Source organism: Streptomyces sp. NPDC001156, assembly GCF_053598275.1.
Map to the genome: position 1 here is coordinate 26,201 of NZ_JBSFJX010000059.1, position 23,705 is coordinate 49,905.

Annotated in this window: 18 protein-coding genes; 10 read left to right on the forward strand and 8 right to left on the reverse strand. The window is 69.6% G+C overall.

Annotated elements, in window-relative coordinates; all coding sequences use genetic code 11:
- Nucleotides 1-154 precede the first annotated feature (154 nt).
- Nucleotides 155-628: a type II 3-dehydroquinate dehydratase gene (aroQ, locus tag ACWDA7_RS25655; RefSeq protein WP_450606582.1), complete on the forward strand. Its 474-nt coding sequence runs from the start codon at nt 155-157 to the stop codon at nt 626-628.
- Between the two features lie 290 nt (nt 629-918).
- On the opposite strand, the gene ACWDA7_RS25660 is transcribed toward aroQ, so the two are convergent.
- From ACWDA7_RS25660 to ACWDA7_RS25680, 5 genes are all read right to left on the reverse strand, one after another.
- Entirely contained in the window at nt 919-1,647 is a 729-nt protein-coding gene (locus ACWDA7_RS25660; protein ID WP_450606610.1) for an amino acid ABC transporter ATP-binding protein, read from the reverse strand.
- A 65-nt stretch (nt 1,648-1,712) separates the two neighbouring features.
- The gene (locus ACWDA7_RS25665; RefSeq protein ID WP_450606584.1) at nt 1,713-2,651 is read right to left on the reverse strand and encodes an amino acid ABC transporter permease; all 939 of its coding nucleotides are present in this window, start codon (nt 2,649-2,651) and stop codon (nt 1,713-1,715) included.
- Nucleotides 2,648-3,532 carry an ABC transporter substrate-binding protein gene (locus ACWDA7_RS25670; RefSeq protein ID WP_450606586.1) on the reverse strand — a complete coding sequence of 295 codons (885 nt, stop codon included), beginning with the start codon at nt 3,530-3,532 and terminating at the stop codon, nt 2,648-2,650. Before ACWDA7_RS25670 ends, ACWDA7_RS25665 begins: the two co-directional genes overlap by 4 nt.
- Nucleotides 3,533-3,972: 440 nt before the next feature.
- Nucleotides 3,973-4,629, reverse strand: a complete 657-nt coding sequence (locus tag ACWDA7_RS25675; RefSeq protein WP_450606588.1) for an MBL fold metallo-hydrolase — start codon at nt 4,627-4,629, stop codon at nt 3,973-3,975.
- A 22-nt stretch (nt 4,630-4,651) separates the two neighbouring features.
- Complete coding sequence (locus ACWDA7_RS25680) at nt 4,652-5,356, reverse strand: maleylpyruvate isomerase family mycothiol-dependent enzyme (RefSeq protein ID WP_450606590.1); 705 nt, start codon at nt 5,354-5,356, stop codon at nt 4,652-4,654.
- 223 nt (nt 5,357-5,579) lie between these two features.
- Between ACWDA7_RS25680 and uvrA the strand changes: the two genes are divergently transcribed.
- Nucleotides 5,580-8,615, forward strand: a complete 3,036-nt coding sequence (uvrA, locus tag ACWDA7_RS25685) for an excinuclease ABC subunit UvrA (RefSeq protein WP_450606592.1) — start codon at nt 5,580-5,582, stop codon at nt 8,613-8,615.
- 290 nt (nt 8,616-8,905) lie between these two features.
- Here the strand turns inward: uvrA and ACWDA7_RS25690 are convergent, their stop codons facing one another.
- Together ACWDA7_RS25690 and ACWDA7_RS25695 are read right to left on the reverse strand one after the other, a co-directional pair.
- Entirely contained in the window at nt 8,906-9,826 is a 921-nt protein-coding gene (locus ACWDA7_RS25690; RefSeq protein WP_450606594.1) for a carbohydrate kinase family protein, read from the reverse strand.
- The gene (locus tag ACWDA7_RS25695) at nt 9,823-10,953 is read right to left on the reverse strand and encodes a LacI family DNA-binding transcriptional regulator (protein ID WP_450606596.1); all 1,131 of its coding nucleotides are present in this window, start codon (nt 10,951-10,953) and stop codon (nt 9,823-9,825) included. The genes ACWDA7_RS25690 and ACWDA7_RS25695 overlap by 4 nt, the downstream gene beginning before the upstream one ends.
- 348 nt (nt 10,954-11,301) lie before the next feature.
- Here ACWDA7_RS25695 and ACWDA7_RS25700 point away from each other — a divergent pair, with 348 nt between their 5' ends.
- Complete coding sequence (locus tag ACWDA7_RS25700; RefSeq protein WP_450606598.1) at nt 11,302-11,727, forward strand: Rieske (2Fe-2S) protein; 426 nt, start codon at nt 11,302-11,304, stop codon at nt 11,725-11,727.
- A gap of 17 nt (nt 11,728-11,744) precedes the next feature.
- Here ACWDA7_RS25700 and ACWDA7_RS25705 read toward each other — a convergent pair whose 3' ends face one another.
- Entirely contained in the window at nt 11,745-12,692 is a 948-nt protein-coding gene (locus tag ACWDA7_RS25705; protein ID WP_450606612.1) for a hypothetical protein, read from the reverse strand.
- A gap of 296 nt (nt 12,693-12,988) precedes the next feature.
- Here ACWDA7_RS25705 and uvrC point away from each other — a divergent pair, with 296 nt between their 5' ends.
- The 7 genes from uvrC to ACWDA7_RS25740 all read left to right on the forward strand — a co-directional run.
- Nucleotides 12,989-15,022 (forward strand): excinuclease ABC subunit UvrC, encoded by a 2,034-nt coding sequence (gene uvrC, locus ACWDA7_RS25710; protein WP_450606600.1) that lies wholly within the window; start codon nt 12,989-12,991, stop codon nt 15,020-15,022.
- Nucleotides 15,019-16,032 carry an RNase adapter RapZ gene (rapZ, locus tag ACWDA7_RS25715; RefSeq protein ID WP_450606602.1) on the forward strand — a complete coding sequence of 338 codons (1,014 nt, stop codon included), beginning with the start codon at nt 15,019-15,021 and terminating at the stop codon, nt 16,030-16,032. The genes uvrC and rapZ overlap by 4 nt, the downstream gene beginning before the upstream one ends.
- Entirely contained in the window at nt 16,029-17,096 is a 1,068-nt protein-coding gene (locus ACWDA7_RS25720) for a gluconeogenesis factor YvcK family protein (RefSeq protein WP_450606604.1), read from the forward strand. Before rapZ ends, ACWDA7_RS25720 begins: the two co-directional genes overlap by 4 nt.
- The gene (gene whiA, locus ACWDA7_RS25725) at nt 17,087-18,076 is read left to right on the forward strand and encodes a DNA-binding protein WhiA (RefSeq protein ID WP_359392368.1); all 990 of its coding nucleotides are present in this window, start codon (nt 17,087-17,089) and stop codon (nt 18,074-18,076) included. Before ACWDA7_RS25720 ends, whiA begins: the two co-directional genes overlap by 10 nt.
- 151 nt (nt 18,077-18,227) lie before the next feature.
- The gene (locus ACWDA7_RS25730) at nt 18,228-21,185 is read left to right on the forward strand and encodes a M14 family zinc carboxypeptidase (RefSeq protein WP_450606606.1); all 2,958 of its coding nucleotides are present in this window, start codon (nt 18,228-18,230) and stop codon (nt 21,183-21,185) included.
- Nucleotides 21,186-21,412: 227 nt separating this feature from the next.
- Complete coding sequence (gap, locus tag ACWDA7_RS25735) at nt 21,413-22,420, forward strand: type I glyceraldehyde-3-phosphate dehydrogenase (RefSeq protein ID WP_432926414.1); 1,008 nt, start codon at nt 21,413-21,415, stop codon at nt 22,418-22,420.
- A 165-nt stretch (nt 22,421-22,585) separates the two neighbouring features.
- On the forward strand, nt 22,586-23,705 hold a 1,120-nt coding region (locus ACWDA7_RS25740; protein ID WP_450606608.1), incomplete at its 3' end, for a phosphoglycerate kinase.

Genomic DNA, 23,705 nt, shown 5'->3' on the forward strand with positions numbered 1-23,705 from the left:
ACAGCCACCCGTTCACCAGGGTTGAGCGAGGACGAACACGGCGGGTGCGTCATGACGAAGGCCAAGAGACATCGTCCACTCGCCGCATCGTGATAGACCGGGGCTGAGCCGCGGTCCGACCTGGGCCGGCAGATCTCAACGGACCGGAGGAATTGTGCCCCGCACTCTCGCCAACGCCCCGATCATGGTCCTCAACGGTCCCAACCTGAACCTCCTCGGGCAGCGCCAGCCGGAGATCTACGGCTCCGACACACTGGCGGACGTCGAGGCCCTGTGCGTGAAGACGGCGGCCGCGCTCGGGGGCACGGTGGACTTCCGGCAGTCCAACCACGAGGGCGACCTGGTCGAGTGGATCCATGAGGCGCGCCTGAACCACGCCGGGATCGTGATCAACCCGGCCGCCTACTCGCACACTTCCATCGCGCTTCTCGACGCGCTCAACACCTGCGACGGCCTGCCGGTGGTGGAGGTCCACATCTCCAACATCCACCAGCGCGAGCAGTTCCGTCACAACTCGTACGTCTCCCTGCGCGCCGACGGTGTCATCGCCGGATGCGGAGTACAGGGGTACGCGTTCGCGGTGGAGCGGGTCGCGGCACTCGCAGCGGCGGGCTCGAAAGATATGTGACGGGCCGTCACCAGTCGGACGCACGCTGGTGGAGTCCGGTTGTCAGCGGCAGGTGCCACGATCGACGCATGAACTGCTTCGACAGATCGACCGCTGCGGACCCCCGCAGGAGCCGCAGCCTGCGACGCACCGGCTGGGTACCTACCGCCCAGCGGGCGACGAGGCGTTACCGCCTTCCTACTGGTTCGTGCACGCTCGTGGAGCCGCGGCCCCGGGCGGAGATACCGGAGGAAAGCGCGTTGCTGTCCTGAGCCGGGAGAAGCCGGCCTCCGTCGTCGAGCGCCTGTGTCTCAGAGCCGCCCCGCCTCCACGATCCGGCGCAGAAAGCGACGCGTGCGCTCCTGCTGCGGATCGCCGAAGACCTGCTCGGCCGTGCCCCGTTCCAGGACCACACCGCCGTCCAGGAAGCAGACCTGGTCGGCGACCTCGCGGGCGAAGCCCATTTCATGGGTGGCCAGGACCATGGTCATGCCGTCGCCCTTCAGGTCCCGGACCAGGGCGAGGACCTCGCCCACGAGTTCGGGGTCGAGGGCCGCGGTGACCTCGTCCAGGAGCAGCAGCCGTGGCCGTACGGCCAGCGCGCGCACGATGGCGACGCGCTGTTGCTGGCCGCCGCTCAGCCGGTCCGGATACTCGGCCGCCTTGGCGCCGAGCCCGAGCCGCTCGAGCAGTTCGCGGGCCTGCTCCTCGGCCGTCGCGCGGTCCATGCCGTGCACACGGCGCGGGGCGAGCGTGATGTTCTCCAGGACCGTCATGTGCGGGAAGAGGTTGTAGGCCTGGAAGACCACGCCGATCCGGCGGCGCACGGCATCCTGATCGACGCGCGGGTCGGTGATCTCCTCGCCGTCCAGCCAGATGGCGCCGTCGTCGATGTCCTCCAGGAGGTTCGCGCAGCGCAGCAGCGTCGACTTGCCCGAGCCAGAGGCACCGATCAGCGCCGTCACTGTGTGCGAGGCGACCTGCAGATCGACCTCCCGCAATACGACCGTGCCGCCGAAGGTCTTGCGGACGGACTCCATGCGCAGCACGGGCGAACCGGCAGCCCCGTCGCTCTCGTCGGCGTCCGACTTGTCGAGGATGTCGCTCACAGGTTCTCTCCCTGCGCCCGGTGCCGGTCCATCCGGGCCGTGACCCAGTCCGTGAAGCGGGTCATCGGGATGGTCAGCGCCACGAAGACGAGTCCCGCGACGATGTACGGCGTGTAGTTGAGGCTGCGGCCCACGATGATGTCGGCCGCCCGTACCGCGTCGACCGCGCCGCCGATCGAGACCAGCCCGGTGTCCTTCTGGAGGGACACGAGGTCGTTCAGCAGCGGCGGCACCTGACGGCGCACGGCCTGGGGGAGCACCACATGACGCAGTGCCTGCCGGTTGGTGAGGCCCAGCGAGCGGGCCGCAGCACGCTGTGATGGGTGGACCGACTCGATGCCGGCGCGGAACACCTCGGCGACATACGCGGAGTACGTCAGGGTCAGCGCCGTCCCGCCGAGCAGCACCGGGTCGACGGTCACGCCCTGAAGTCGCAGCGCGGGGACGCCGAGCACCACGATCATCAGATTGATGATCAGCGGGAGCCCACGGAAGAAGTCGGTGTAGGCGGCGGCGAGCACGCGCAGCGGGAAGAACACCGGCCCGCGCAGCGTGCGGGCGACGGCGATCAGCATGCCGAGGACGAGGACCGCGACTCCGCACACCAGCAGCAGGCGGACGTTGAGCCACAGCCCATCGAGGACCTTGGGGAGCGCCTCGCGCGCGTACTGAGCGCTGAAGAACGTCTCCCTGGTGCGCGGCCACCCTGGCGCATTGACGACGATCAGATAGAGGACGACGCCGGTGATCAGGGTCGAGAGTGCGGCGACAGCCATCGCCCGGCGGGCGCGGGCGCGCCGGTGACGCTCCCGCTCGAGCCGCCGCTGGGAGGGGACGTAGGTGTCGCCCTCGTCGGGCATGTCCGTCGTGCCGTCCCCGGCGACCGTGCCGTCCTCGCCGGAGTCCTCTCCCGACTCCTCCTTGGCGACCGTCACTTGAGCACCGGAGCGTCGACGGCATCGGAGAGCCACTGCTGCTCGAGCTTCGCCAGCGTGCGGTCCTTGCGCAGCGCGTCCACGGCGGAGCTCACGCACGGGGTGAGAGCGCTGCCCTTGTCGAGCACCAGTCCGAACTGCTCTCGCGTACCGCTCTGGTTCTCGAACTGGCCGACGATCTTCGCATCGGTCACTTCGGCCGCGGTGATGTAGAAGGCGGTCGGCAGGTCGGTGACGATGGCGTCGACCTGACCGTTCTTCAGGGCTGACTTGGCTTGGTCGTTCTTGGCGTAGACGGCCGGCTGCTGCTTCGGCTTCACCACATCGGTGATGTAGCCGAGGCTGGTGGTGCCGACCTGTGCGCCCAGCTTGACGTCCTGCAGGTCCGCGATGCTCTTCGCCTGCGCGGCCTTGGAACCCTTCAGCGCGATGACGGCCTGACGGACGTCGTAGTAGCCGGACGAGAAATCGACGGCCTTCTTGCGCTCCTCGCTGATCGACACCTGATTGATGTCGAAGTCGAAGGTCTTCACACCCGGCGCGAAGGCCTTGTTGAACGGAACGGTCTGCCAGACAACAGCGTTCCTGGCGTAGCCGAGTTGCTTCGCCACGGCGTAGGCGACCGCCGACTCGAAGCCCTCGCCGTTGGACGGCTTGTCGTCCTTGAACCAGGGCTCGTAGGCGGGTTCGTCGGTCGCGATCGTCAGTTTTCCGGACGACTTCGTGGCCAATGCGCCCTTCGCGCAGGTTCCGGCGCTCGTCCCGGAGGCCCCGGCGTGAGCGTTCTCCTCGGGCTGCGGGGCGCAGCCCACGGCGAGAGCCAGCAGGGCGACGGTGGTGCCGGATGCGGCACGGCGCAGGGCGTGTTGGGCGAGTCGCATGGCGGGAGAGTGGCAGCGCGACATCCGGCTTGTCGAGGTCATCCGTGCAACTGTCCGCATGGTGGGAGCGGGTGTTGCATTCATGTGAACGCGCGGTCGTGCGCCCGGGCCGGGGCCGCCGGTCGAGGGCGGGATCGAGGGACCGGCGGCCCGTGCCACGCAGGAGCCGTCATCCTGCGCGGGGCTGCTTCCAGTTGAGCGTGTAACCAGATGCGGGGGGAGCGCGCGCGAGCCCTCAGCGCGTGCGAACGATTCACACGGGGCGCGTACGTGGGTTCTCGCGCGGCGTGTTGGTGCATTTCGAGCACGCGGGACGCTCTCATCGCGCCCGGGCGCTCACCACGCTCGCGCGCTCAGTACTCCCGTGCGCCCCCGCTCAGCACGACGCGCTCTCAGTACTCCCATACGAACCCGCGCTCACCCCTCCCGCGCGATCGCGCTCACCACCCGCGCGCGTGCCACTCCGGAAGGTGCGGGCGCTCGGTGCCCAGCGTGGTGTCGTTCCCGTGCCCGGGGTAGACCCAGGTTTCGTCCGGAAGCACCTCGAAGATCTTCGTCTCGACGTCGTGGATCAGACTGGCGAAGGCCTTGGCGTCCTTGTGCGTGTTGCCGACCCCACCGGGGAAGAGGCAGTCCCCGGTGAACACGTGCGGGTGTCCGTGCGGGTCGTCGTAGACGAGGGCGATCGAGCCCGGCGTGTGGCCGACCAGATGACGCGCGGTCAGCGCGACCTGCCCCACCCGGATCGTGTCGCCGTCGTCGACCGGGACGTCCGTGGGGACGGGAATTCCCTCGGCGTCTTGACGCCCCGCGTGCGTCCTTGCCCCCGTGGCCGCCACGACCTCGGCGAGGGCCTGCCAGTGGTCGCCGTGCCGGTGCGTGGTGACGACGGACGCGATGCCGTCGTCACCGATCATGCCGAGCAGTGTGTGCGCGTCGTTGGCCGCGTCGATCAGCAACTGTTCGTCGGTGGCCCGGCAACGCAGCAGATAGGCGTTGTTGTCCATGGGACCGACCGCGATCTTGGTGATCATCAGGTCCTTCAGCTCGTGCACGTCGGCCGGCCCGCCGACGGTCACTGCTCCGCTGTACGTCATGGCTGTCAGCCTACCGACGAGGTCACAGCGGGGGCAGCACGGGCAGTGCCGTGCTCCGGCCGAGTGCGGTCAGGCCGTCGCCCCGGTTGCGTCCGGAGAGCCAGCCCAGCAGCGCGTGGGCGGGGCCGGACACGGTGAGCGGCTCGGAGTCGGCCTGCCGGCCGGTGCGCCGGACGGGACGGCCCGGGTCCTCCGCCACGGACAGCGTGATGCCCGGGACCTCGGGATGGTCCCTGAAGCGGTCGGCGAGGAAGTCGATCTCCCGGTCCGCGAACTCGGTGGGCACATCCTCCAGCTCGTAGCCGATCCCGAGGTCGACGTGGTGCAGTTCGACCTCGGCCCACCGCCGGAAGGGCAGCCGGGCCGCCGAGTCCGTGACTCCGTTGCGCAGTTCCACCGTGCGGGACCAGTCCGCGGGCGCGACCCCGGTCTCATGGAAACGGGCCGCGCTCTCGCGCAGGTCGGTGAGCTGGACGTCCAGGGGCCGCGGGGCGCCGCGCTCGATGTCGGCGTCCCGGGCCTCGCCGGAGACATACATGGGACGCCCTTGCAGGACGTTGACGAGTGCGTCCGCGTTACGGGCGAGATGGGCGAGGACGTGGCCGCGCGTCCAGCCCGGCAGCCGTGACGGCTCGGCCAGCACGGCGTTGTCCAGTTTGGAGACTGCGGTCAGCAGTCGTTCGGTCGCGTCACGTACAGACGCCAGGTCGTGCGCGTGATCAATCATGAGGCGACCCTAGCCTCCGCCACTCCTTCGGGTGAAGGAGGCGGACCACCCCCGCAAATCGAATGCACGTGCTATAGGGTCGAGTGCGGCGTCGGGCATGCTGGATAGCCCGGGATTGTTATGAACCCAGGAATCCGACCGGCGTTGTCAGTGGCTCCCCCTAGTCTGAGAAAACACGGGGGCCTCGCCCCTGTCGCTTCTCTCAAGAAAGGTGCGGACCGGCGTGGCCGACCGTCTCATCGTCCGTGGCGCGCGCGAGCACAATCTGAAGAATGTCTCGCTCGACCTGCCGCGTGACGCGCTCATCGTCTTCACGGGCCTGTCGGGGTCGGGCAAGTCCTCGCTGGCCTTCGACACGATCTTCGCCGAGGGTCAGCGACGTTACGTGGAGTCGCTGTCCTCGTACGCTCGGCAGTTCCTCGGGCAGATGGACAAGCCGGACGTCGACTTCATCGAGGGGCTCTCGCCGGCGGTCTCCATCGACCAGAAGTCGACCTCGCGCAATCCGCGTTCGACGGTCGGCACGATCACCGAGGTCTACGACTACCTCCGTCTGCTCTTCGCGCGGATCGGCAAGCCTCACTGCCCCGAGTGCGGCCGTCCCATCTCGCGCCAGTCGCCGCAGGCCATCGTCGACAAGGTCCTGGAGCTTCCGGAGGGGAGCCGCTTCCAGGTGCTCTCACCGCTGGTGCGCGAGCGCAAGGGAGAGTTCGTCGACCTCTTCGCGGACCTGCAGACCAAGGGCTACAGCCGTGCGCGTGTGGACGGGGAGACGATCCAGCTCTCCAGCCCGCCCACCCTGAAGAAGCAGGAGAAGCACACCATCGAGGTGGTCGTCGACCGCCTCACGGTGAAGGACTCCGCCAAGCGTCGCCTCACCGACTCCGTGGAGACGGCGCTCGGCCTGTCGGGCGGCATGGTGGTGCTCGACTTCGTCGACCTCCCCGAGGACGACCCCGAGCGCGAGCGCATGTACTCGGAGCACCTGTACTGCCCGTACGACGACCTGTCCTTCGAGGAGCTGGAGCCCCGCTCCTTCTCCTTCAACTCGCCCTTCGGCGCCTGTCCCGAGTGCACCGGCATCGGCACGCGCATGGAGGTCGACCCCGAGCTGATCGTTCCGGACCCGGACAAGACCCTCGACGAGGGCGCCATCCACCCCTGGTCGCACGGGCACACCAAGGACTACTTCGGCCGTCTCATCGGGGCCCTGGCGGACGCGCTGGGATTCCGCACCGACATCCCCTTCGCGGGACTGCCGCAGCGCGCCAAGAAGGCCCTGCTCCACGGCCACAAGACGCAGATCGAGGTCCGCTACCGGAACCGGTACGGGCGCGAGCGCGTGTACACGACGCCTTTCGAAGGCGCCGTCCCCTTCGTCAAGCGCCGGCACAGCGAGGCCGAGAGCGACGCCAGCCGGGAGCGCTTCGAGGGCTACATGCGCGAGGTGCCCTGCCCCACCTGCCAGGGCACGCGTCTCAAGCCGGTCGTCCTGGCGGTCACGATCATGGGCAGGTCGATCGCGGAGATCTCCGCGATGTCGATCAGCGATTGCGCGGAATTCCTGGGTGAGCTGACGCTCGACGCACGCGACAAGAAGATCGCCGAGCGCGTCCTGAAGGAGGTCAACGAGCGGCTGCGGTTCCTGGTGGACGTCGGACTCGACTACCTCTCGCTGAACCGCGCGGCCGGCACGCTCTCCGGCGGCGAGGCCCAGCGCATCCGCCTCGCCACCCAGATCGGCTCCGGACTCGTCGGCGTCCTGTACGTGCTCGACGAGCCGTCCATCGGTCTGCACCAGCGTGACAACCACCGGCTGATCGAGACCCTGGTCCGGCTGCGCGACATGGGCAACACGCTCATCGTCGTGGAGCACGACGAGGACACGATCAAGGTCGCCGACTGGGTCGTCGACATCGGTCCCGGCGCGGGTGAGCACGGCGGCAAGGTCGTGCACAGCGGCTCCCTGAAGGAACTGCTCGCCAACGACGAGTCGCAGACCGGCCAGTACCTGTCGGGCAAGAAGTCCATCCCGCTGCCCGACATCCGGCGACCGCGCGACCCGTCCCGGCAGCTCACCGTGCACGGCGCCCGTGAGAACAACCTCCAGGACATCGACGTGTCCTTCCCGCTCGGCGTGTTCACGGCCGTCACGGGTGTCTCCGGCTCCGGAAAGTCGACACTGGTCAACGACATCCTCTACACCCACCTGGCCCGCGAGCTGAACGGTGCGAGGAACGTCCCCGGGCGGCACACGCGCGTGGACGGCGACGACCTGGTCGACAAGGTCGTGCACGTCGACCAGTCGCCCATCGGCCGCACCCCGCGGTCGAACCCGGCGACCTACACCGGCGTCTTCGACCACATCCGCAAGCTGTTCGCCGAGACCACCGAGGCGAAGGTCCGCGGCTACATGCCCGGCCGCTTCTCCTTCAACGTCAAGGGCGGCCGCTGCGAGAACTGCGCGGGCGACGGCACCATCAAGATCGAGATGAACTTCCTCCCGGACGTCTACGTCCCGTGCGAGGTCTGCCACGGCGCCCGCTACAACCGGGAGACCCTGGAGGTCCACTACAAGGGCAAGTCCATCGCCGAGGTCCTGAACATGCCGATCGAGGAGGCCCTGCACTTCTTCGAGGCCGTTCCGGCGATCGCCCGCCATCTGAACACGCTGCACGACGTCGGTCTCGGCTACGTCCGCCTCGGCCAGTCGGCGACCACCCTGTCCGGCGGTGAGGCCCAGCGTGTGAAGCTCGCCAGCGAACTGCAGAAGCGATCCACCGGACGCACGGTCTATGTCCTGGACGAGCCGACCACCGGTCTGCACTTCGAGGACATCAGCAAGCTGCTGAGGGTGCTCGGCGGACTGGTCGAGAAGGGCAACACGGTCATCGTCATCGAGCACAACCTCGACGTGATCAAGACTGCCGACTGGATCGTCGACATGGGTCCCGAGGGCGGCGCGGGCGGCGGTCTCGTGGTGGCCGAGGGCACGCCGGAGGAGGTCGCCGGGGTCCCGTCCAGCCACACTGGGAAGTTCCTGCGGGAGGTCCTCGGCGCGGAGCGCGTCAGCGATGCCGCCTCCGTGAAGGCCCCGCGCAAGGCGGTCGCGAGGACGGTCGCCGCTACGTCGAAGGCGACGAAGACGGCAACGACAAGGACGGTGAAGACCGCCAACAACACGGCGGCCAAGAAGCCGGCCGGCGCGACGAAGAAGGCGGCCCCCGCGAAGAAGACCACGCGGACACGCAAGGCCTGACAAACCCGGCCGAGAAGCCCGGAACACCCGGTGCCCCGCGGGAACGCCCCGCGGGGCACCGCGCGTTGCGTGCCGGGGCTGCCGGGGCTGCCGGGGCTGCCGGGGCTGCCGGGGCTGCCGGGGCTGCCGGGGCGTGCGGGTGCTGCCTTCGCCGACCAGTTGCCCGCAGACGAGTCCACGGCGACGACACCGAGCCGGAGCCGGTTGTGCGGCGTGCAAGGCGCCCTAGCGGCACAGGCCCCCCGCCCCCACCGGCAGGGGCCTGGCGAACGAGGTCCGGTGAACCCGGACTAGAGGCCTGTCGGTTCGGATAGTTCGGATGCGTACGGGGGCTCCGCACCGGCCCGGGAGCAGGTGATCGCTGCGGCGCGGGCCGCGAAGCCGAGTAGTTCGGTCCAGCCGTCGGCGTCCAGCGCGTCCAGTGCGGCGGGGGAGAGGGCGTCGCGGGCAGCCAGGCCGTGCAGCAGCGCCGCGTTGACGGTGTCGCCCGCGCCGATCGTGTCCACGACGGCGACGGGCACACCAGGCACGGAGTGCTCCGCCCCGGCCCGGGTGAAGACCGTCAGTCCGTCGCCGCCGTGGGTGATCACGACGGCGGCCGGGCCGGAGGCCAGCCACTCGCGCGGTGTGCCGCCCAGCCACTCCGCGTCCTCCGCCGAGAGCTTCAGCAGCGACACCGCAGGCAGCCAGCTCTTGAACCTGGCCCGGTACGCGTCCGGGTCCGGGATCAGCACCGCGCGGATGTTCGGGTCAAGAGTCGTGAAGACGCCCTGGGCGGCGGCGCTGCGCATCAGCTCCTCGTACGCGCTCGCCCCCGGTTCCAGGACGAGCGAGCAGGTACCGAACGAGACGGCCCGAGTGCCCTGTGGAAGGCCGGCCGGTGCGGTGAAGAGCCGGTCGGCGGTGCCGTCGACATAGAAGGAGTACGCGGCCGAGCCATTCTCGTCGACGGTGGCTACCGCCAGTGTGGTCGGCTCGGTGCCGCGTTGGACGGCCGAGACGTCCACGCCCGCCCGGCGCAACCCATCGAGCAGGGCTTCCCCGAAGGTGTCGGAGGAGGTGCGGGAGCAGAAGGCCGTGGGAGATCCGAGCCGGCCGAGCGCGACGGCGGTGTTGTACGGGCCGCCGCCCAGCGCCGGTTTCAGGGGCGCGAGCGCGCCCGACCCTTGGGGGACCAGGTCGATCAGGGCCTCACCGGCGACGACGATCACGAGACATTTCCCTTCTCGGAGGGGGTGTCGGGACAGCCGCACGAGGTGCGGTGGACGAACGCGCAGGGCAGCCGCACGGTGCGCGAGGGACGGCCAGGGGACTCCATACGTTCCAGCAGCAGCTGCACGGCCCTGGCGCCGATCTCCTTGCTCGGCTGGGAGATCGCGGTGAGCCGGGGGGAGAACAGATCGGCCCAGGCGAAGTCGTCGAAGCAGCACAGCGCCAGGTTCTCCGGTACGGACAGACCGCGGTCGCGCAAGGTGCGCAGCGCGCCGATGGTCATCGCGTTGTTGCCGGTGACCAGGGCTGTCGGCGGTGCCGCCAGTGACAGCAGGGCGGCGGTGGCCCGTTCAGCACCTGCGGCCGCCGAAGCGCCGTGCACCACCAGCCGCTCGTCATGGGCCAGCCCCGCGGCTGCCAGGCCTTGCAGGTAGCCGCTGATCCGCTCGGTCGTCGTGCTGAGCCCGGGCAGACCCGCAACGAGACCGATGCGCCGGTGGCCGAGCCCGGCGAGATGGGTAACCAGCCAGGCCATGGGTTCGGCGTTCTCGGAGCAGATCTGGTCGAACGGGAAGCGAGTCCCTTGCCTGTATCGCTCGGAGCCGTTTCCGGTGGGCTGTCCTGGAGGCGTGCCCGGCGGGACGGTGTCGGCGGACGTGCCGGTGGCGAGCCGGTCCGCGTCCACCAGTCGGTCGAGGAACACGGTCGGCACGGCATGCCGTGCGAGATGGGCGAGAAGTCCGTCCGGGTTCGCCGAGGGCGCGACGATCACTCCGTCGACGCGGCGCTCGTGCAGGAGCCGTACGACCTTGCGCTCGTGTTCCGGGTCGTCGTGCGGATCGGCGATCAGCAGGCTGAAACCGTGCTCGAGGGCTTCGGCCTCGACGCCTTGGAGGATCTCCGTGAAGTAGGGGTTGCTGATCGCAGACACCGCGAGCCCGATGGACCGGGTGCGGGACGTCACCAGGGAACGGGCGAGTGTGTTCGGCGTGTACCCCAGTGCGTCGATGGCGTCCAGCACCGCCTGACGTGTGTGGGGCAGCACCGGCCGGGTGTCGTTGAGGACATGCGAGACGGTGGCGACGGAGACACCGGCGCTCCGTGCGACATCGGCCATGGTTGCCATCGCGTCCCCTCCTCGGACCGCCTGGCCGGAAAAGCTATCCCATTCGGCGGTTGACGTAAACGCTTGCGCAAGCGTTTACGCCTCCGCCTCCCACCCGCCCTCATGCCGTCTTGTGGCTTTGTCTTCATGTAGCTCTGTCTCCTTGCCACCCCCGACCGAGCCCCGCCGCGGCCTATGGTGTGAGCCCCACCCGGCCCCAGCGCGTGAGCCCCTGCCCCGCCCATCGCGGGAGCCCTGCCGTGGCCCGGCGCGGGAGCCCCGCCCCGGCCCACGGCGGAATGAATGCCACCGGTATCGTCGGTGTGTTCCGGCACCCGCTGGACACCGGCTCTGAGCAGTGGAGATCCCATGTCCGACCGTTCCTCGGCGACCCGTCGTACCGTCCTTCGCGGGGCCGCGCTCACCCCGGTCGTCGGCCTCGGTCTCGCGGCCTGTTCACCAGCCGGTAACGGCGGTGGGGCGTCCGCTGCACCGACCGCGCCGGTCTCGCTGGGACCGGAGAGCGAGATCCCCCAGGGCGGCGCGAAGCTGTACCGGGACGCGAACGTCGTGGTGAGCCGCACCGCGGACGGCCTGAAGGCGTACAGCACGATCTGCACGCACGCGGGATGTGCCATCGACAAACTGGACGGCACGACACTGATCTGCCCCTGCCACGGCAGCCGGTTCGACGCCCTCACCGGCAAGGTGGTGCAGGCCCCGGCCACCGAGCCGTTGCACGAGCTGTCCGCCGAGGTGAAAAACGGCGGGATCGTGGCGGGTCCGGCGGCCTGAGGGCCAGCCGAGCCCGATCACTCCCAGTCCCATCCGATCCCCACCAGGCCCGCCCGCACCCGCGGCTCCACCAGGTGGACCGATCGATGGTGACCGCTCAGGGCGAGCTCCTGCCGGCCGCTGCGCGGGGCGGCGACGGAATGCTGGGCGAACCGGTGGCACCGCACGGGCACCGCGTCCTCGTCGAAGCACACCTGAAGCGCGTACTGCCCGCCCGCGAAACTGAAGCCGCGGACGTACTCGCCGGACACGCCTGCGGTGCCGTCCTCGATGCCGTAGCGGAAGAGAAACGTATCGCCGCTGGTCAGCCAGGTGTCGAAGAGCAGCTCGGCGACCAGGACGCCGGTCTCGCTGTGCCAGCGCACCCGCCCCGTGCGGCAGTTCTCCAGGGCGTGGATCGCGATCCGCTCCGGGGCGCACCCCGGGTCGCCGTGGTGGATGGCAATATAGCGGTCCACGCCGTCCCTGTGCGCACGCACTATGTGGTGCGACTCGCGGGCCAGTAGTTCCCGGCGCGCCCCGATGCGGACGCGCTCATGGTGGCCGATGGTGTGCAGCCCGCCGTCGAGCGGTGACTCGAGCTCGGCGAGAAGGCGCTCCAGCACGCCCGAGGCCGCCACCAGGGACCGGTACGAACGGCCCGGGGGCCGGTCCGGGTCGGGCCGCTCGTCGGTGCTGGTCAGCAGCCGGATCAGTGACTCGTCGGGCAGCTGGAGGATCTCCTCGAGGGCGCGCACCGCGCGCAGGGACTCGGGACGCTGCGGGCGTCGCGCCCCCTGTTGCCAGTAGCTCAGGCTCGTCACGCCGACCTTGACCCCGTACCGCGACAGATGGTGCTGCACACGCTGGAGCGGCAGTCCGCGAGCGGCGATCGCGGCGCGCAGCGCGACATGGAAGGGACCGCCGCGCAGGGTCGCCTCCAACTCCGCCGGGACGAGGTCCGCGTGCTGTGTGCCGTGGCGCATACAGGGGGCCTTTCTGTACATGTTCACGACGGCTGGTCAGACCGTGCGCAGCGTCGTTCCAGTCCGTGCGGGATCCGTTCAGAAGCGGACCCCACCGATCACGGCCGGAAGGTTTCACGCATTGAAGCGTGTTGACCAAGCCCCGACAACACTTGATGCCCAGCCCATGGAAGAGTCCTCGCCGCCATGGCCGGTTCGGCGGTGCCGTCAGGGCCGTTCCGAGGGGTGTCTGAGCCCGTCCGGCCCTTGTCCACAGGTTCGCCGCGCTGTCGGCCCCCGCCAGTAGGGTGTGAGACATGGCCGACCCCTCCAGCTACCGCCCCAAGCCGGGAGAGATCCCGGACTCGCCCGGGGTCTACAGGTTCCGGGACGAACACCGCCGGGTGATCTACGTCGGAAAGGCGAAGAGTCTGCGCCAGCGCCTGGCGAACTACTTCCAGGACCTGACGAACCTCCACCCGCGCACCCGCACCATGGTCACCACGGCCGCGTCCGTGGAGTGGACGGTGGTGTCGACGGAGGTCGAGGCCCTGCAGCTGGAGTACACCTGGATCAAGGAATTCGACCCCAGGTTCAACGTCAAGTACCGCGACGACAAGAGCTACCCGTATCTCGCGGTGACGATGAACGAGGAGTTCCCGCGTGTCCAGGTGATGCGTGGCCAGAAGCGCAAGGGCGTGCGGTACTTCGGGCCGTACGGGCACGCCTGGGCGATCCGTGACACGGTCGACCTGCTGCTGCGCGTCTTCCCCGTGCGTACCTGCTCGGCCGGCGTCTTCAAGAACGCCGAGCGCACCGGCCGCCCCTGCCTGCTCGGCTACATCGGCAAGTGCTCCGCACCGTGCGTGGGCCGTATCGCCCCCGAGGACCACCGGGAACTGGCCGAGGAGTTCTGCGACTTCATGGCCGGCCGCACAGGGACGTATCTGCGCCGCCTGGAGAAGCAGATGCTGGAGGCGGCCGACGAGATGGAGTACGAGCGGGCCGGCCGCCTGCGCGACGACATCGACGCCCTGAAGAAGGCCATGGAGAAGAACGCCGTCGTGCTCACCGACGCGACCGACGCCGACTTGATGGCGGTCGCCGAGGACGAGCTGGAGGCGGCCGTGCAGATCTTCCACGTGCGTGGCGGACGGGTCCGCGGCCAGCGTGGCTGGGTGACGGACAAGGTGGAGGACGTCACGACGGGAGCCCTGGTCGAGCACGCCCTCCAGCAGCTCTACGGTGAGGAGACGGGCGACTCGGTGCCCAAGGAGGTCCTGGTCCCGGCGCTGCCCGAGCCGATAGAGCCGGTCCAGGACTGGCTCACCGGCCGCCGCGGTTCGGCCGTGTCGCTGCGCATCCCGCAGCGCGGGGACAAGAAGGCGCTGATGGAGACCGTGCAGCGCAACGCTCTCCAGGCGCTCGCCCTGCACAAGACCAAGCGTGCCTCCGACCTGACCACCCGCTCGCGCGCCCTGGAGGAGATCGCCGCGGCCCTCGACCTGGACAGTGCTCCGCTCAGGATCGAGTGCTACGACATCTCGCATCTGCAGGGCGAGGACGTGGTGGCCTCCATGGTGGTGTTCGAGGACGGGCTGCAGCGCAAGAGCGAGTACCGCCGCTTCCAGATCAAGGGCTTCGAGGGCCAGGACGACGTCCGGTCCATGCACGAGGTGATCACCCGCCGCTTCAAGCGCTACGTCGCCGAGAAGGAGAAGACGGGCGAGTGGGCGGACGGGGAGCTGCTGACGGAGGACGACGGGCGGCCCAAGCGGTTCGCGTACCCGCCGCAGCTCGTCGTGGTCGACGGCGGTCAGCCGCAGGTCGCCGCCGCCCGGAGGGCGCTGGACGAGCTCGGCATCGACGACATCGCCGTGTGCGGTCTCGCCAAGCGCCTCGAAGAGGTGTGGGTGCCCGACGAGGACGACCCGGTGGTCCTGCCCCGCAGCAGTGAGGGCCTCTACCTCCTCCAGCGCGTCCGGGACGAGGCCCATCGCTTCGCGATCACCTATCAGCGCAGCAAGCGGACCAAGCGTCTGAGGACGAGCCCCCTGGACGAGGTGCCGGGACTCGGTGAGTCGCGCAAACAGGCGTTGATCAAGCACTTCGGCTCGGTGAAGCGGCTCCGATCCGCGACAATCGACCAGATTCAAGAGGTCCCCGGCATCGGCCGCAAGACGGCTGAGACGATCGCCGTGGCCCTCGCCCAGGCGGCCCCGGCCGCACCCGCCGTGAACACGGCGACCGGAGAGATCATGGAAGAGGAGGAACCCGAGGCGACGGCGGGTTCCCCCGGGGAGCCCGTGTCCGCGGGTCCCCCGGACGAGCGACGGGGGCAGGAGACATGACCGAGCACGACCGAAGCGCGGAAGAACGCTCAGCGCAGAGCCAGGCCGCTCACCCGGACGCGGGCGAGGAGCACTCGCCGGAGCAGGCGGGCCAGGAAAACGGAGCACAGGTGAGTACGGGCATCGACGCAGCCGGAGTGCCGGACACGGCCATTCCCGAGTTGGTGATCATCTCCGGCATGTCCGGCGCGGGCCGGTCGACGGCCGCCAAATGTCTGGAGGACCTCGGCTGGTTCGTCGTCGACAACCTGCCACCCGCGCTGATCCCCACCATGGTGGAGCTGGGCGCGCGGTCCCAGGGCAACGTCGCCCGCATCGCGGTCGTCGTCGACGTCCGTGGACGCCGGTTCTTCGACAACCTCCGGGAGTCCCTCGCCGATCTGGAGGCGAAGAACGTCACCCGGAGGATCGTGTTCCTGGAGTCCTCCGACGACGCCTTGGTACGCCGCTTCGAATCCGTCCGGCGCCCGCACCCCCTCCAGGGCGACGGCCGGATCGTGGACGGCATCGCCGCCGAGCGCGAGCTGCTGCGTGAGCTGCGCGGCGACGCCGATCTGGTGATAGACACCTCCAGCCTCAACGTGCACGAACTGCGCGCCAAGATGGACGCCCAGTTCGCCGGCGACGAGGAGCCCGAGCTGCGGGCCACGGTGATGTCCTTCGGATTCAAGTACGGCCTCCCGGTGGACGCCGACCTCGTCGCGGACATGCGCTTCCTGCCCAACCCGCACTGGGTTCCGGAGCTGCGCCCCTTCACCGGCCTCAACGAGGAGGTGGCCGCCTACGTCTTCAACCAGCCCGGTGCCAAGGAGTTCCTCGACCGCTACGCCGAGCTGCTCCGGCTGATCGCGGCCGGTTACCGCCGCGAGGGCAAGCGCTATGTGACCATCGCCATCGGCTGCACCGGCGGCAAGCACCGCTCGGTCGCCATGTCGGAGAAGCTCGCGGCCCGCCTGGCCGCCGAGGGAGTGGAGACCGTGGTCGTGCACCGGGACATGGGGCGCGAGTGACCGGACGTACTCTGCGGCTGAGCAGGCTGCGCCGGGTGGTGTCCGAAGGACGGGGCGGGAGCCCCGCCGAGGCCCGCGGCGGCAGGCCGCGCCGCCGCGGCACCCAGCCCAAGGTGGTCGCTCTCGGCGGCGGCATGGGCCTGTCCGCCTCGCTCGCCGCGCTGCGCCGGATCACCGGCGACCTCACCGCCGTCGTCACCGTCGCCGACGACGGCGGATCCAGCGGCCGACTGCGTCACGAACTAGGTGTGCTGCCGCCCGGAGACCTGCGCAAGGCGCTGGCGGCGTTGTGCGGCGACGACGACTGGGGCCAGACCTGGGCCCGCGTCATCCAGCACCGCTTCCAGTCCCAGGGCGAACTGCACGAGCACGCGGTCGGCAATCTGCTGATCGTGGCCCTGTGGGAGCAGCTCGGCGATCATGTCCAGGCCCTCGACCTGGTCGGCAGGCTGCTGGGCGCCCATGGCCGCGTCCTGCCCATGTCCGCCGTACCCCTGGAGCTTCAGGCGCTGGTCAAGGGCCACGACCCGACCCACCCGGACGAGGTCGGCACCGTACGGGGGCAGGCCAATGTCGCGCTCACCCCCGGCGAGGTGCAGTCCGTGCACCTGGTGCCGCACGACCCGCCGGCCGTGCCCGAGGCCGTCGCCGCGGTGCTGGACGCCGACTGGGTGGTGCTGGGGCCAGGGTCCTGGTTCTCCTCGGTGATTCCGCACCTGCTCGTGCCGGAGCTCCTGGACGCTCTCATGGAGACGAAGGCCCGCCGGGTGCTCTCCTTGAACCTCGCTCCGCAGCCGGGAGAGACAGAGGGCTTCTCCCCGCAGCGTCATTTGGAGGTTTTGGGACGACACGCCCCTAAACTCGCCCTGGACGTGGTGCTGGCCGACCAGGCCGCCGTGCCCGACCGTGCCTTGCTGAACGAAGCCGCCAAGCGGTTCGGCGCCACGGTCGAGCTGGCACCGGTGGCCCGGACCGACGGAACCCCGCGGCACGACCCGGAGCTGTTGGCCGCCGCGTACGACCGTATTTTTCGGATGCATGGAAGGATCGGCCCATGGCGATGACGGCAGCGGTGAAGGACGAGATCTCCCGTCTTCCCGTCACCCGGACCTGCTGCAGAAAGGCGGAGGTCTCGGCGATCCTGCGGTTCGCGGGCGGACTGCACCTGGTCAGCGGCCGCATCGTGATCGAGGCGGAGCTGGACACGGCGATGGCGGCGCGCCGGGTGAAGCGGGACATCCTCGAGATCTTCGGCCACAGCTCGGAGCTGATCGTGATGGCACCCGGCGGGCTGCGCCGCGGTTCCCGCTACGTGGTGCGCGTGGTCGCGGGCGGTGACCAGCTGGCCCGTCAGACCGGTCTCGTCGACGGCCGTGGTCGCCCGATCCGCGGCCTGCCCCCGCAGGTGGTGTCCGGGGCCACCTGCGACGCCGAGGCGGCCTGGCGCGGCGCGTTCCTGGCCCACGGCTCGCTGACGGAGCCCGGCCGCTCGTCCTCGCTCGAGGTGACCTGCCCCGGCCCGGAGGCCGCGCTCGCCCTGGTCGGCGCCGCCCGCCGGCTCTCGATCGCCGCGAAGGCCCGCGAGGTGCGGGGCGTGGACCGCGTGGTCGTCCGGGACGGCGACGCGATCGGCGCACTGCTCACCCGGCTCGGCGCGCACGAGTCCGTGCTGGCCTGGGAGGAGCGGCGGATGCGCCGCGAGGTGCGCGCCACGGCGAACCGCCTTGCCAACTTCGACGACGCCAATCTGCGCCGCTCGGCCCGCGCGGCCGTCGCCGCCGGCGCTCGGGTGGCCCGTGCCCTGGAGATCCTCGGCGAGGAGGTTCCCGAGCACCTCGCCGCCGCGGGCCGGCTGCGCATGGAGCACAAGCAGGCCTCCCTGGAGGAGTTGGGCGCCCTCGCCGACCCGCCGCTGACCAAGGACGCGGTCGCGGGCCGTATCCGCCGTCTGCTGGCGATGGCCGACAAGCGCGCCGCCGACCTCGGCATCCCGGGCACGGAGTCCAACCTCACGGAGGAGATGGCGGACAACCTGGCGGGATGACGCAGGACGTCGCAACACGCCGGTGCCGACGCCCGTTTGGGGCTGACTGCACCGGCGTTTGTCTGTCCTTGACGCACTCTTGACTCGATCATGAACTGTCATGAGCCTGGCAATGGCTCGCCGCTGTGGCGAGCCATTGCGAGGGGGGTTCATGAGACACAGAGCGAGATCGATCCTCGCCGTCGGCGCGCTTCTGCTCGGCGGAGCGAGCCTCGGACCCATCGCCTGGGCGCAGCCCGGAAGCTCCGCCGGCAAGACCGACGGGGACGAGGTCAAGGTCTTCCGCGCCGAGGTCACCCAGCAGCAGGTGCCCCTGCTGCTCAAGGCCGGACAGGACGGGCACGAACTCGGCGAGCAAGTGACCGGGAACGGCAAGACAGAGGTCGAGGTCTACCTCACCGACCGTCAGGCCGACCGGCTTCAGAAGCAGGGCGTGGCGCTCACCGAGCACGCGCTGTCGGCCAAGGCCGAGGCGCGGGTCGACGGCGCGTCCGAGGGCGTCTTCCGCCCCTACAGCGGAAAGGGCGGCATCGAGGAGGAGATCGTCAGGACGGCGCAGGCGCATCCCAGCCTCACCAAGGTCGAATCCATCGGCCGGACGATCAACGGCCAGGACATCCTCGCGCTCAAGCTGACCAAGGACGCGAAGAAGTCGAAGGACGGCTCCAAGCCCTCGGTGCTGTACGTCTCCAACCAGCACGCACGGGAGTGGATCACGCCGGAGATGACCCGCCGGCTGATGCACTACTACCTGGACCGCTACACCACGGACAAGCGCGTCAAGAAGATCGTCGACTCCACCGAGCTGTGGTTCGTCGTCTCGGCCAACCCGGACGGATACGACTACACCTTCAAGGACTCCACCGCCCGCCTGTGGCGCAAGAACCTGCGGGACGTGAACGGGGACGGGGGCATCAGCACCGGCGACGGCGTCGACCTCAACCGCAATTTCGGCTACAAGTGGGGCTACGACGACGAGGGTTCGTCCCCCAACCCCACCAGCCAGACCTACCGCGGCGCGAGCCCGGCGTCCGAGCCCGAGACCCGCGCGCTGAGCGCCTTCGAGAAGCGCATCGGGTTCACGTACGGCATCAACTACCACTCCGCCGCCGAACTCCTCCTCTACGGCGTCGGCTGGCAGGTCGCCACGCCCACCCCGGACGACGTCCTCTACAAGGCGCTCGCCGGCACCCCGGACAACCCGGCGATCCCCGGCTACCGCTCGCAGGTCTCCTCGGAGCTCTACACCACCAACGGCGAGGCGGACGGCGACGCGTCGAACGTCAACGGCATGGCGATGTTCACGCCGGAGATGTCGACCTGCCAGACCGCCTCGAACATCGACCCGGACGACGCCTGGAACGCGGCCGACTGCCAGTCGGTCTTCAACTTCCCCGACGACGAGAAGCTGATCCAGGAGGAGTTCGAGAAGAACATCCCCTTCGCCCTCTCCGTCGCCGAGACGGCGTCGCACCCCGACCAGCCGACGTCCTCGGTCGGCATGGACGCGCCCGATTTCACCCCGGCCGCCTTCCCGACGTCGTACTCGCGAGGCGCGGACCAGGAGGTCTCGGTCGTTGTACGTAAATCGGTGCGCGACAAGGAGCTCAAGTACCGCGTCAACGGCGGCCGCGTCCACGACCGGTCGCTCAAGCCCTGGAAGGGCGGCGAGACGTACGGCGGCGAGGACAACCTCTACTTCGACGAGTACCGGGCCGACGTGCGAAAGGGCGAACCGGGCGACAAGGTCGAGGTGTGGTTCACCGGCAGGACGAAGAGCGGGAAGCCGACGTCCAGCGGGCATTTCACCTACACCGTCGCCGAACGGCCCAAGGCGGACACGCTCGTGGTCGCCGAGGAGGGCGCCAAGGCCACCCAGGCACAGACCTACGTCGACGCGCTGAGCGCGAGCGGCCGTAAGGCGATCGTCTGGGACGTCGCCACGCAGGGTGCACCCGACGCACTCGGTGTGCTGGACCACTTCAGGACGGTCGTGCACTACACGGGAGCGGGCGTGCCGGGCAACGCCACCCAACTCCAGCTGCGTGCCTTCCTCAACGAGGGCGGCAAGCTGATCGAGGCGGGCGAGCGGGCGGGCGGCGCCGTCGACCTGGGCGACGGGACCCTTTCGGACGACTTCAGCCAGTACTACCTGGGCGCCTACTCGCGTACGTCGACGCCCGGGGCCACCGGCTTCACCGGCGCCGGCGGTCTCGCCGGCTTCACCGGGACGCTGGGCGGCGCGCCCGGCAACCCGCTGGACAGGGCGGGCACGTACGGCGTCACCTCCGAGGAGCTGCCCGCCGACCGGTACCCGCAGTTCGCGAGCGCCGGGGCCGGCCAGTTCGCCGGAACCGTCAACCCGTACGGGCCGTACGCGGGCTCGTACATGGCGGCCGCCGTCCACACCGACGACGCGTACAAGCGCCTCGCCCGCACCATCGACCTCACCAAGGTGGGTGCGGCCGACAAGCCCACGCTGCGCACCCGGCTGTTGTGGGACACCGAGCCGGGCTACGACCACGCGGTGGTCGAGATCCACACCGTGAGGGCCGACGACTGGACGACGCTGCCGGAGGCCGGTGGCGCCACGAGCGACGCGGTGCCGTCGGAGTGCCAGGCCGGATTCCTCGTGGGCGAGCACCCGTGGCTCAAGCACTATCTGACCGTGACGGCGAACGGCTGCACCGCGAACGGGACCACCGGCACGTGGCACAGCCTCACCGGCGCCTCCAACGGCTGGCAGCAGGCGGACTTCGACCTGAGCGCGTACGCGGGCAGAACGGTCGAGGTCTCGCTCAGCTACATCACCGACCCGGGCAGCGGCGGCCATGGCGTCCTCGTCGACGACGCCTCGCTCGTCACCGGGGGCGCGGCCACCGGGACCGAGGGCTTCGAGACGTCCTTCGGTGCCTGGAGCGTGGCCGGACCGCCCGCCGGCAGCCCCGCGGTCCTGAAGGACTGGGCGCGCACCGGGGCCTTGTTCAAGACGTACGGTGCGGTCACGACGGACCGGACCGTGCTGCTGGGTTTCGGTGTCGAGCACATCACCTCGGCGGCCGACCGGGCGGTGCTCATCAAGAAGTCACTGGCCGCTCTCGGTGGCTGACGGTCCGTAGTCAACGGCAGTTGGTCTCGTATCGCCGGAACGGGTGATCGAGCCTTGGGGCCAGGGCGGTCCGTACCCCTACTGACGGGTACGGACCGCCCTGCCGTGTATGAGCCATCTCGATGTCACTCAGGGGGCGTCAGGGAGGTAGGGTCATAGGCGGTCGGGGACATCCCAATAGAGCTCGCCGGCATCGAAAGCCGGCGTACCAACGAGGAGATCGGTTCGTGACGATCCGCGTAGGCATCAACGGCTTCGGCCGCATCGGTCGTAACTACTTCCGCGCGCTGCTGGAGCAGGGTGCAGACATCGAGATCGTGGCTGTCAACGACCTGGGTGACACCGCGACCACCGCTCACCTGCTGAAGTACGACACCATCCTCGGCCGCCTCAAGGCGGAGGTGTCCCACACCGAGGACACCATCACCGTCGACGGCAAGACGATCAAGGTCCTGTCCGAGCGCAACCCCGCCGACATCCCCTGGGGTGAGCTGGGTGTCGACATCGTCATCGAGTCGACCGGCATCTTCACCAAGAAGGAAGACGCCGAGAAGCACATTGCCGGTGGCGCCAAGAAGGTCATCATCTCGGCCCCGGCCAAGAATGAGGACGTCACCATCGTCATGGGTGTCAACCAGGACACCTACGACCCGGCGAACCACCACGTCATCTCCAACGCCTCCTGCACCACCAACTGTGTGGCGCCGATGGCGAAGGTCCTCGACGAGAACTTCGGCATCGTCAAGGGTCTGATGACCACGGTGCACGCGTACACCAACGACCAGCGCATCCTGGACTTCCCGCACAAGGACCTGCGCCGCGCCCGTGCCGCCGCCGAGAACATCATCCCGACCACCACCGGTGCCGCCAAGGCCACCGCCCTGGTCCTGCCGCAGCTGAAGGGCAAGCTGGACGGCATCGCCATGCGCGTCCCGGTCCCGACCGGCTCGGTCACTGACCTGGTCGTCGAGCTCAGCCGCGAGGTCACCAAGGAAGAGGTCAACGCCGCCTTCCAGAAGGCCGCCGAGGGTGAGCTCAAGGGTCTCCTCGACTACACGGAGGACCCGATCGTCTCCTCCGACATCGTCAACGCCCCGGCGTCCTGCACCTTCGACTCCTCCCTGACCATGGTCCAGGAGGGCAAGAACGTGAAGGTCATCGGCTGGTACGACAACGAGTGGGGCTACTCCAACCGCCTCGTCGACCTCACGGTCTTCGTCGGCAACCAGCTCTGATCGCCGAAGCAGGCACCCAGATGCGATAGCAGGGCTCGGGCAGCGCACGGTCGCGCCGCCCGAGCCCTGCCGCACGTGCGGCGAGCCGACCCGCGGGCGCGGACGGGTTCGCGCGCAGATTCATCAGCCCTCGTACGATCAAGAGCCCTCCCCAGGAGCCCCTTTATGAAGACGATCGACGAACTTCTCTCCGAAGGCGTGGACGGCAAGCGGGTCTTCGTCCGAGCCGACCTCAACGTCCCGCTCGCCGACGGCCTCATCACCGACGACGGCCGTATCCGTGCCGTGCTGCCCACCGTCGAGGCCCTCGCCGACGCGGGCGCCAAGGTGGTCGTCGCCTCGCACCTGGGCCGTCCCAAGGGCGCCCCGGACACGGCCTTCTCGCTGCTGCCCGCCGCCGAGCGCCTCGGTGAACTCCTCGGCGCGCCGGTCGCGTTCGCCCAGGACACCGTCGGCCCCGCCGCCCACGACGCGGTGAACGGCCTCCAGCCCGGCCAGGTCGCGGTCATCGAGAACCTTCGCTTCAACCCCGGCGAGACCTCCAAGGACGACACCGAACGCGGCGAGTTCGCCGACCAGCTCGCCGCCCTCGCCGACGTGTACGTGGGCGACGGCTTCGGCGCGGTCCACCGCAAGCACGCCTCCGTGTACGACCTGCCGGCCCGCCTGCCGCACTACGCCGGCTACCTCATCGCCACCGAGGTCGGCGTCCTGAAGAAGCTCACCGAGGACGTCCGGCGGCCCTACGTCGTCGTGCTCGGCGGTGCCAAGGTCTCCGACAAGCTCGCCGTGATCGACGAGCTGCTCGCCAAGGCTGACCGGCTGCTCATCGGCGGCGGCATGGTCTACACCTTCCTCAAGGCCATGGGCCACGAGGTCGGCAGCTCCCTCCTGCAGGAGGACCAGCTCCCGGCCGTGACCGAGTACATCGAGCGCGCGGGGAAGAGCGGCGTCGAGCTGCTCCTTCCGGTCGACGTGCTGGTCGCCCCCGAATTCCCGAACCTGAAGACCAAGGCTCCGGCCAACCCGACGGTCGTCGCCGCGGACGCGATGCCGGCCGGCCAGATGGGCCTGGACATCGGTCCGGAGACCCGCAAGCTGTACGTCTCGAAGCTCGCCGACGCGGCCACCGTCTTCTGGAACGGCCCCATGGGCGTCTTCGAGCACCCCGACTACGCCGAGGGCACCAAGGCGGTCGCCCAGGCCCTCGTCGACTGCAAGGGCTTCACCGTGGTCGGCGGCGGCGACTCCGCCGCCCCCGTCCGCACCCAGGGCTTAGACGAGT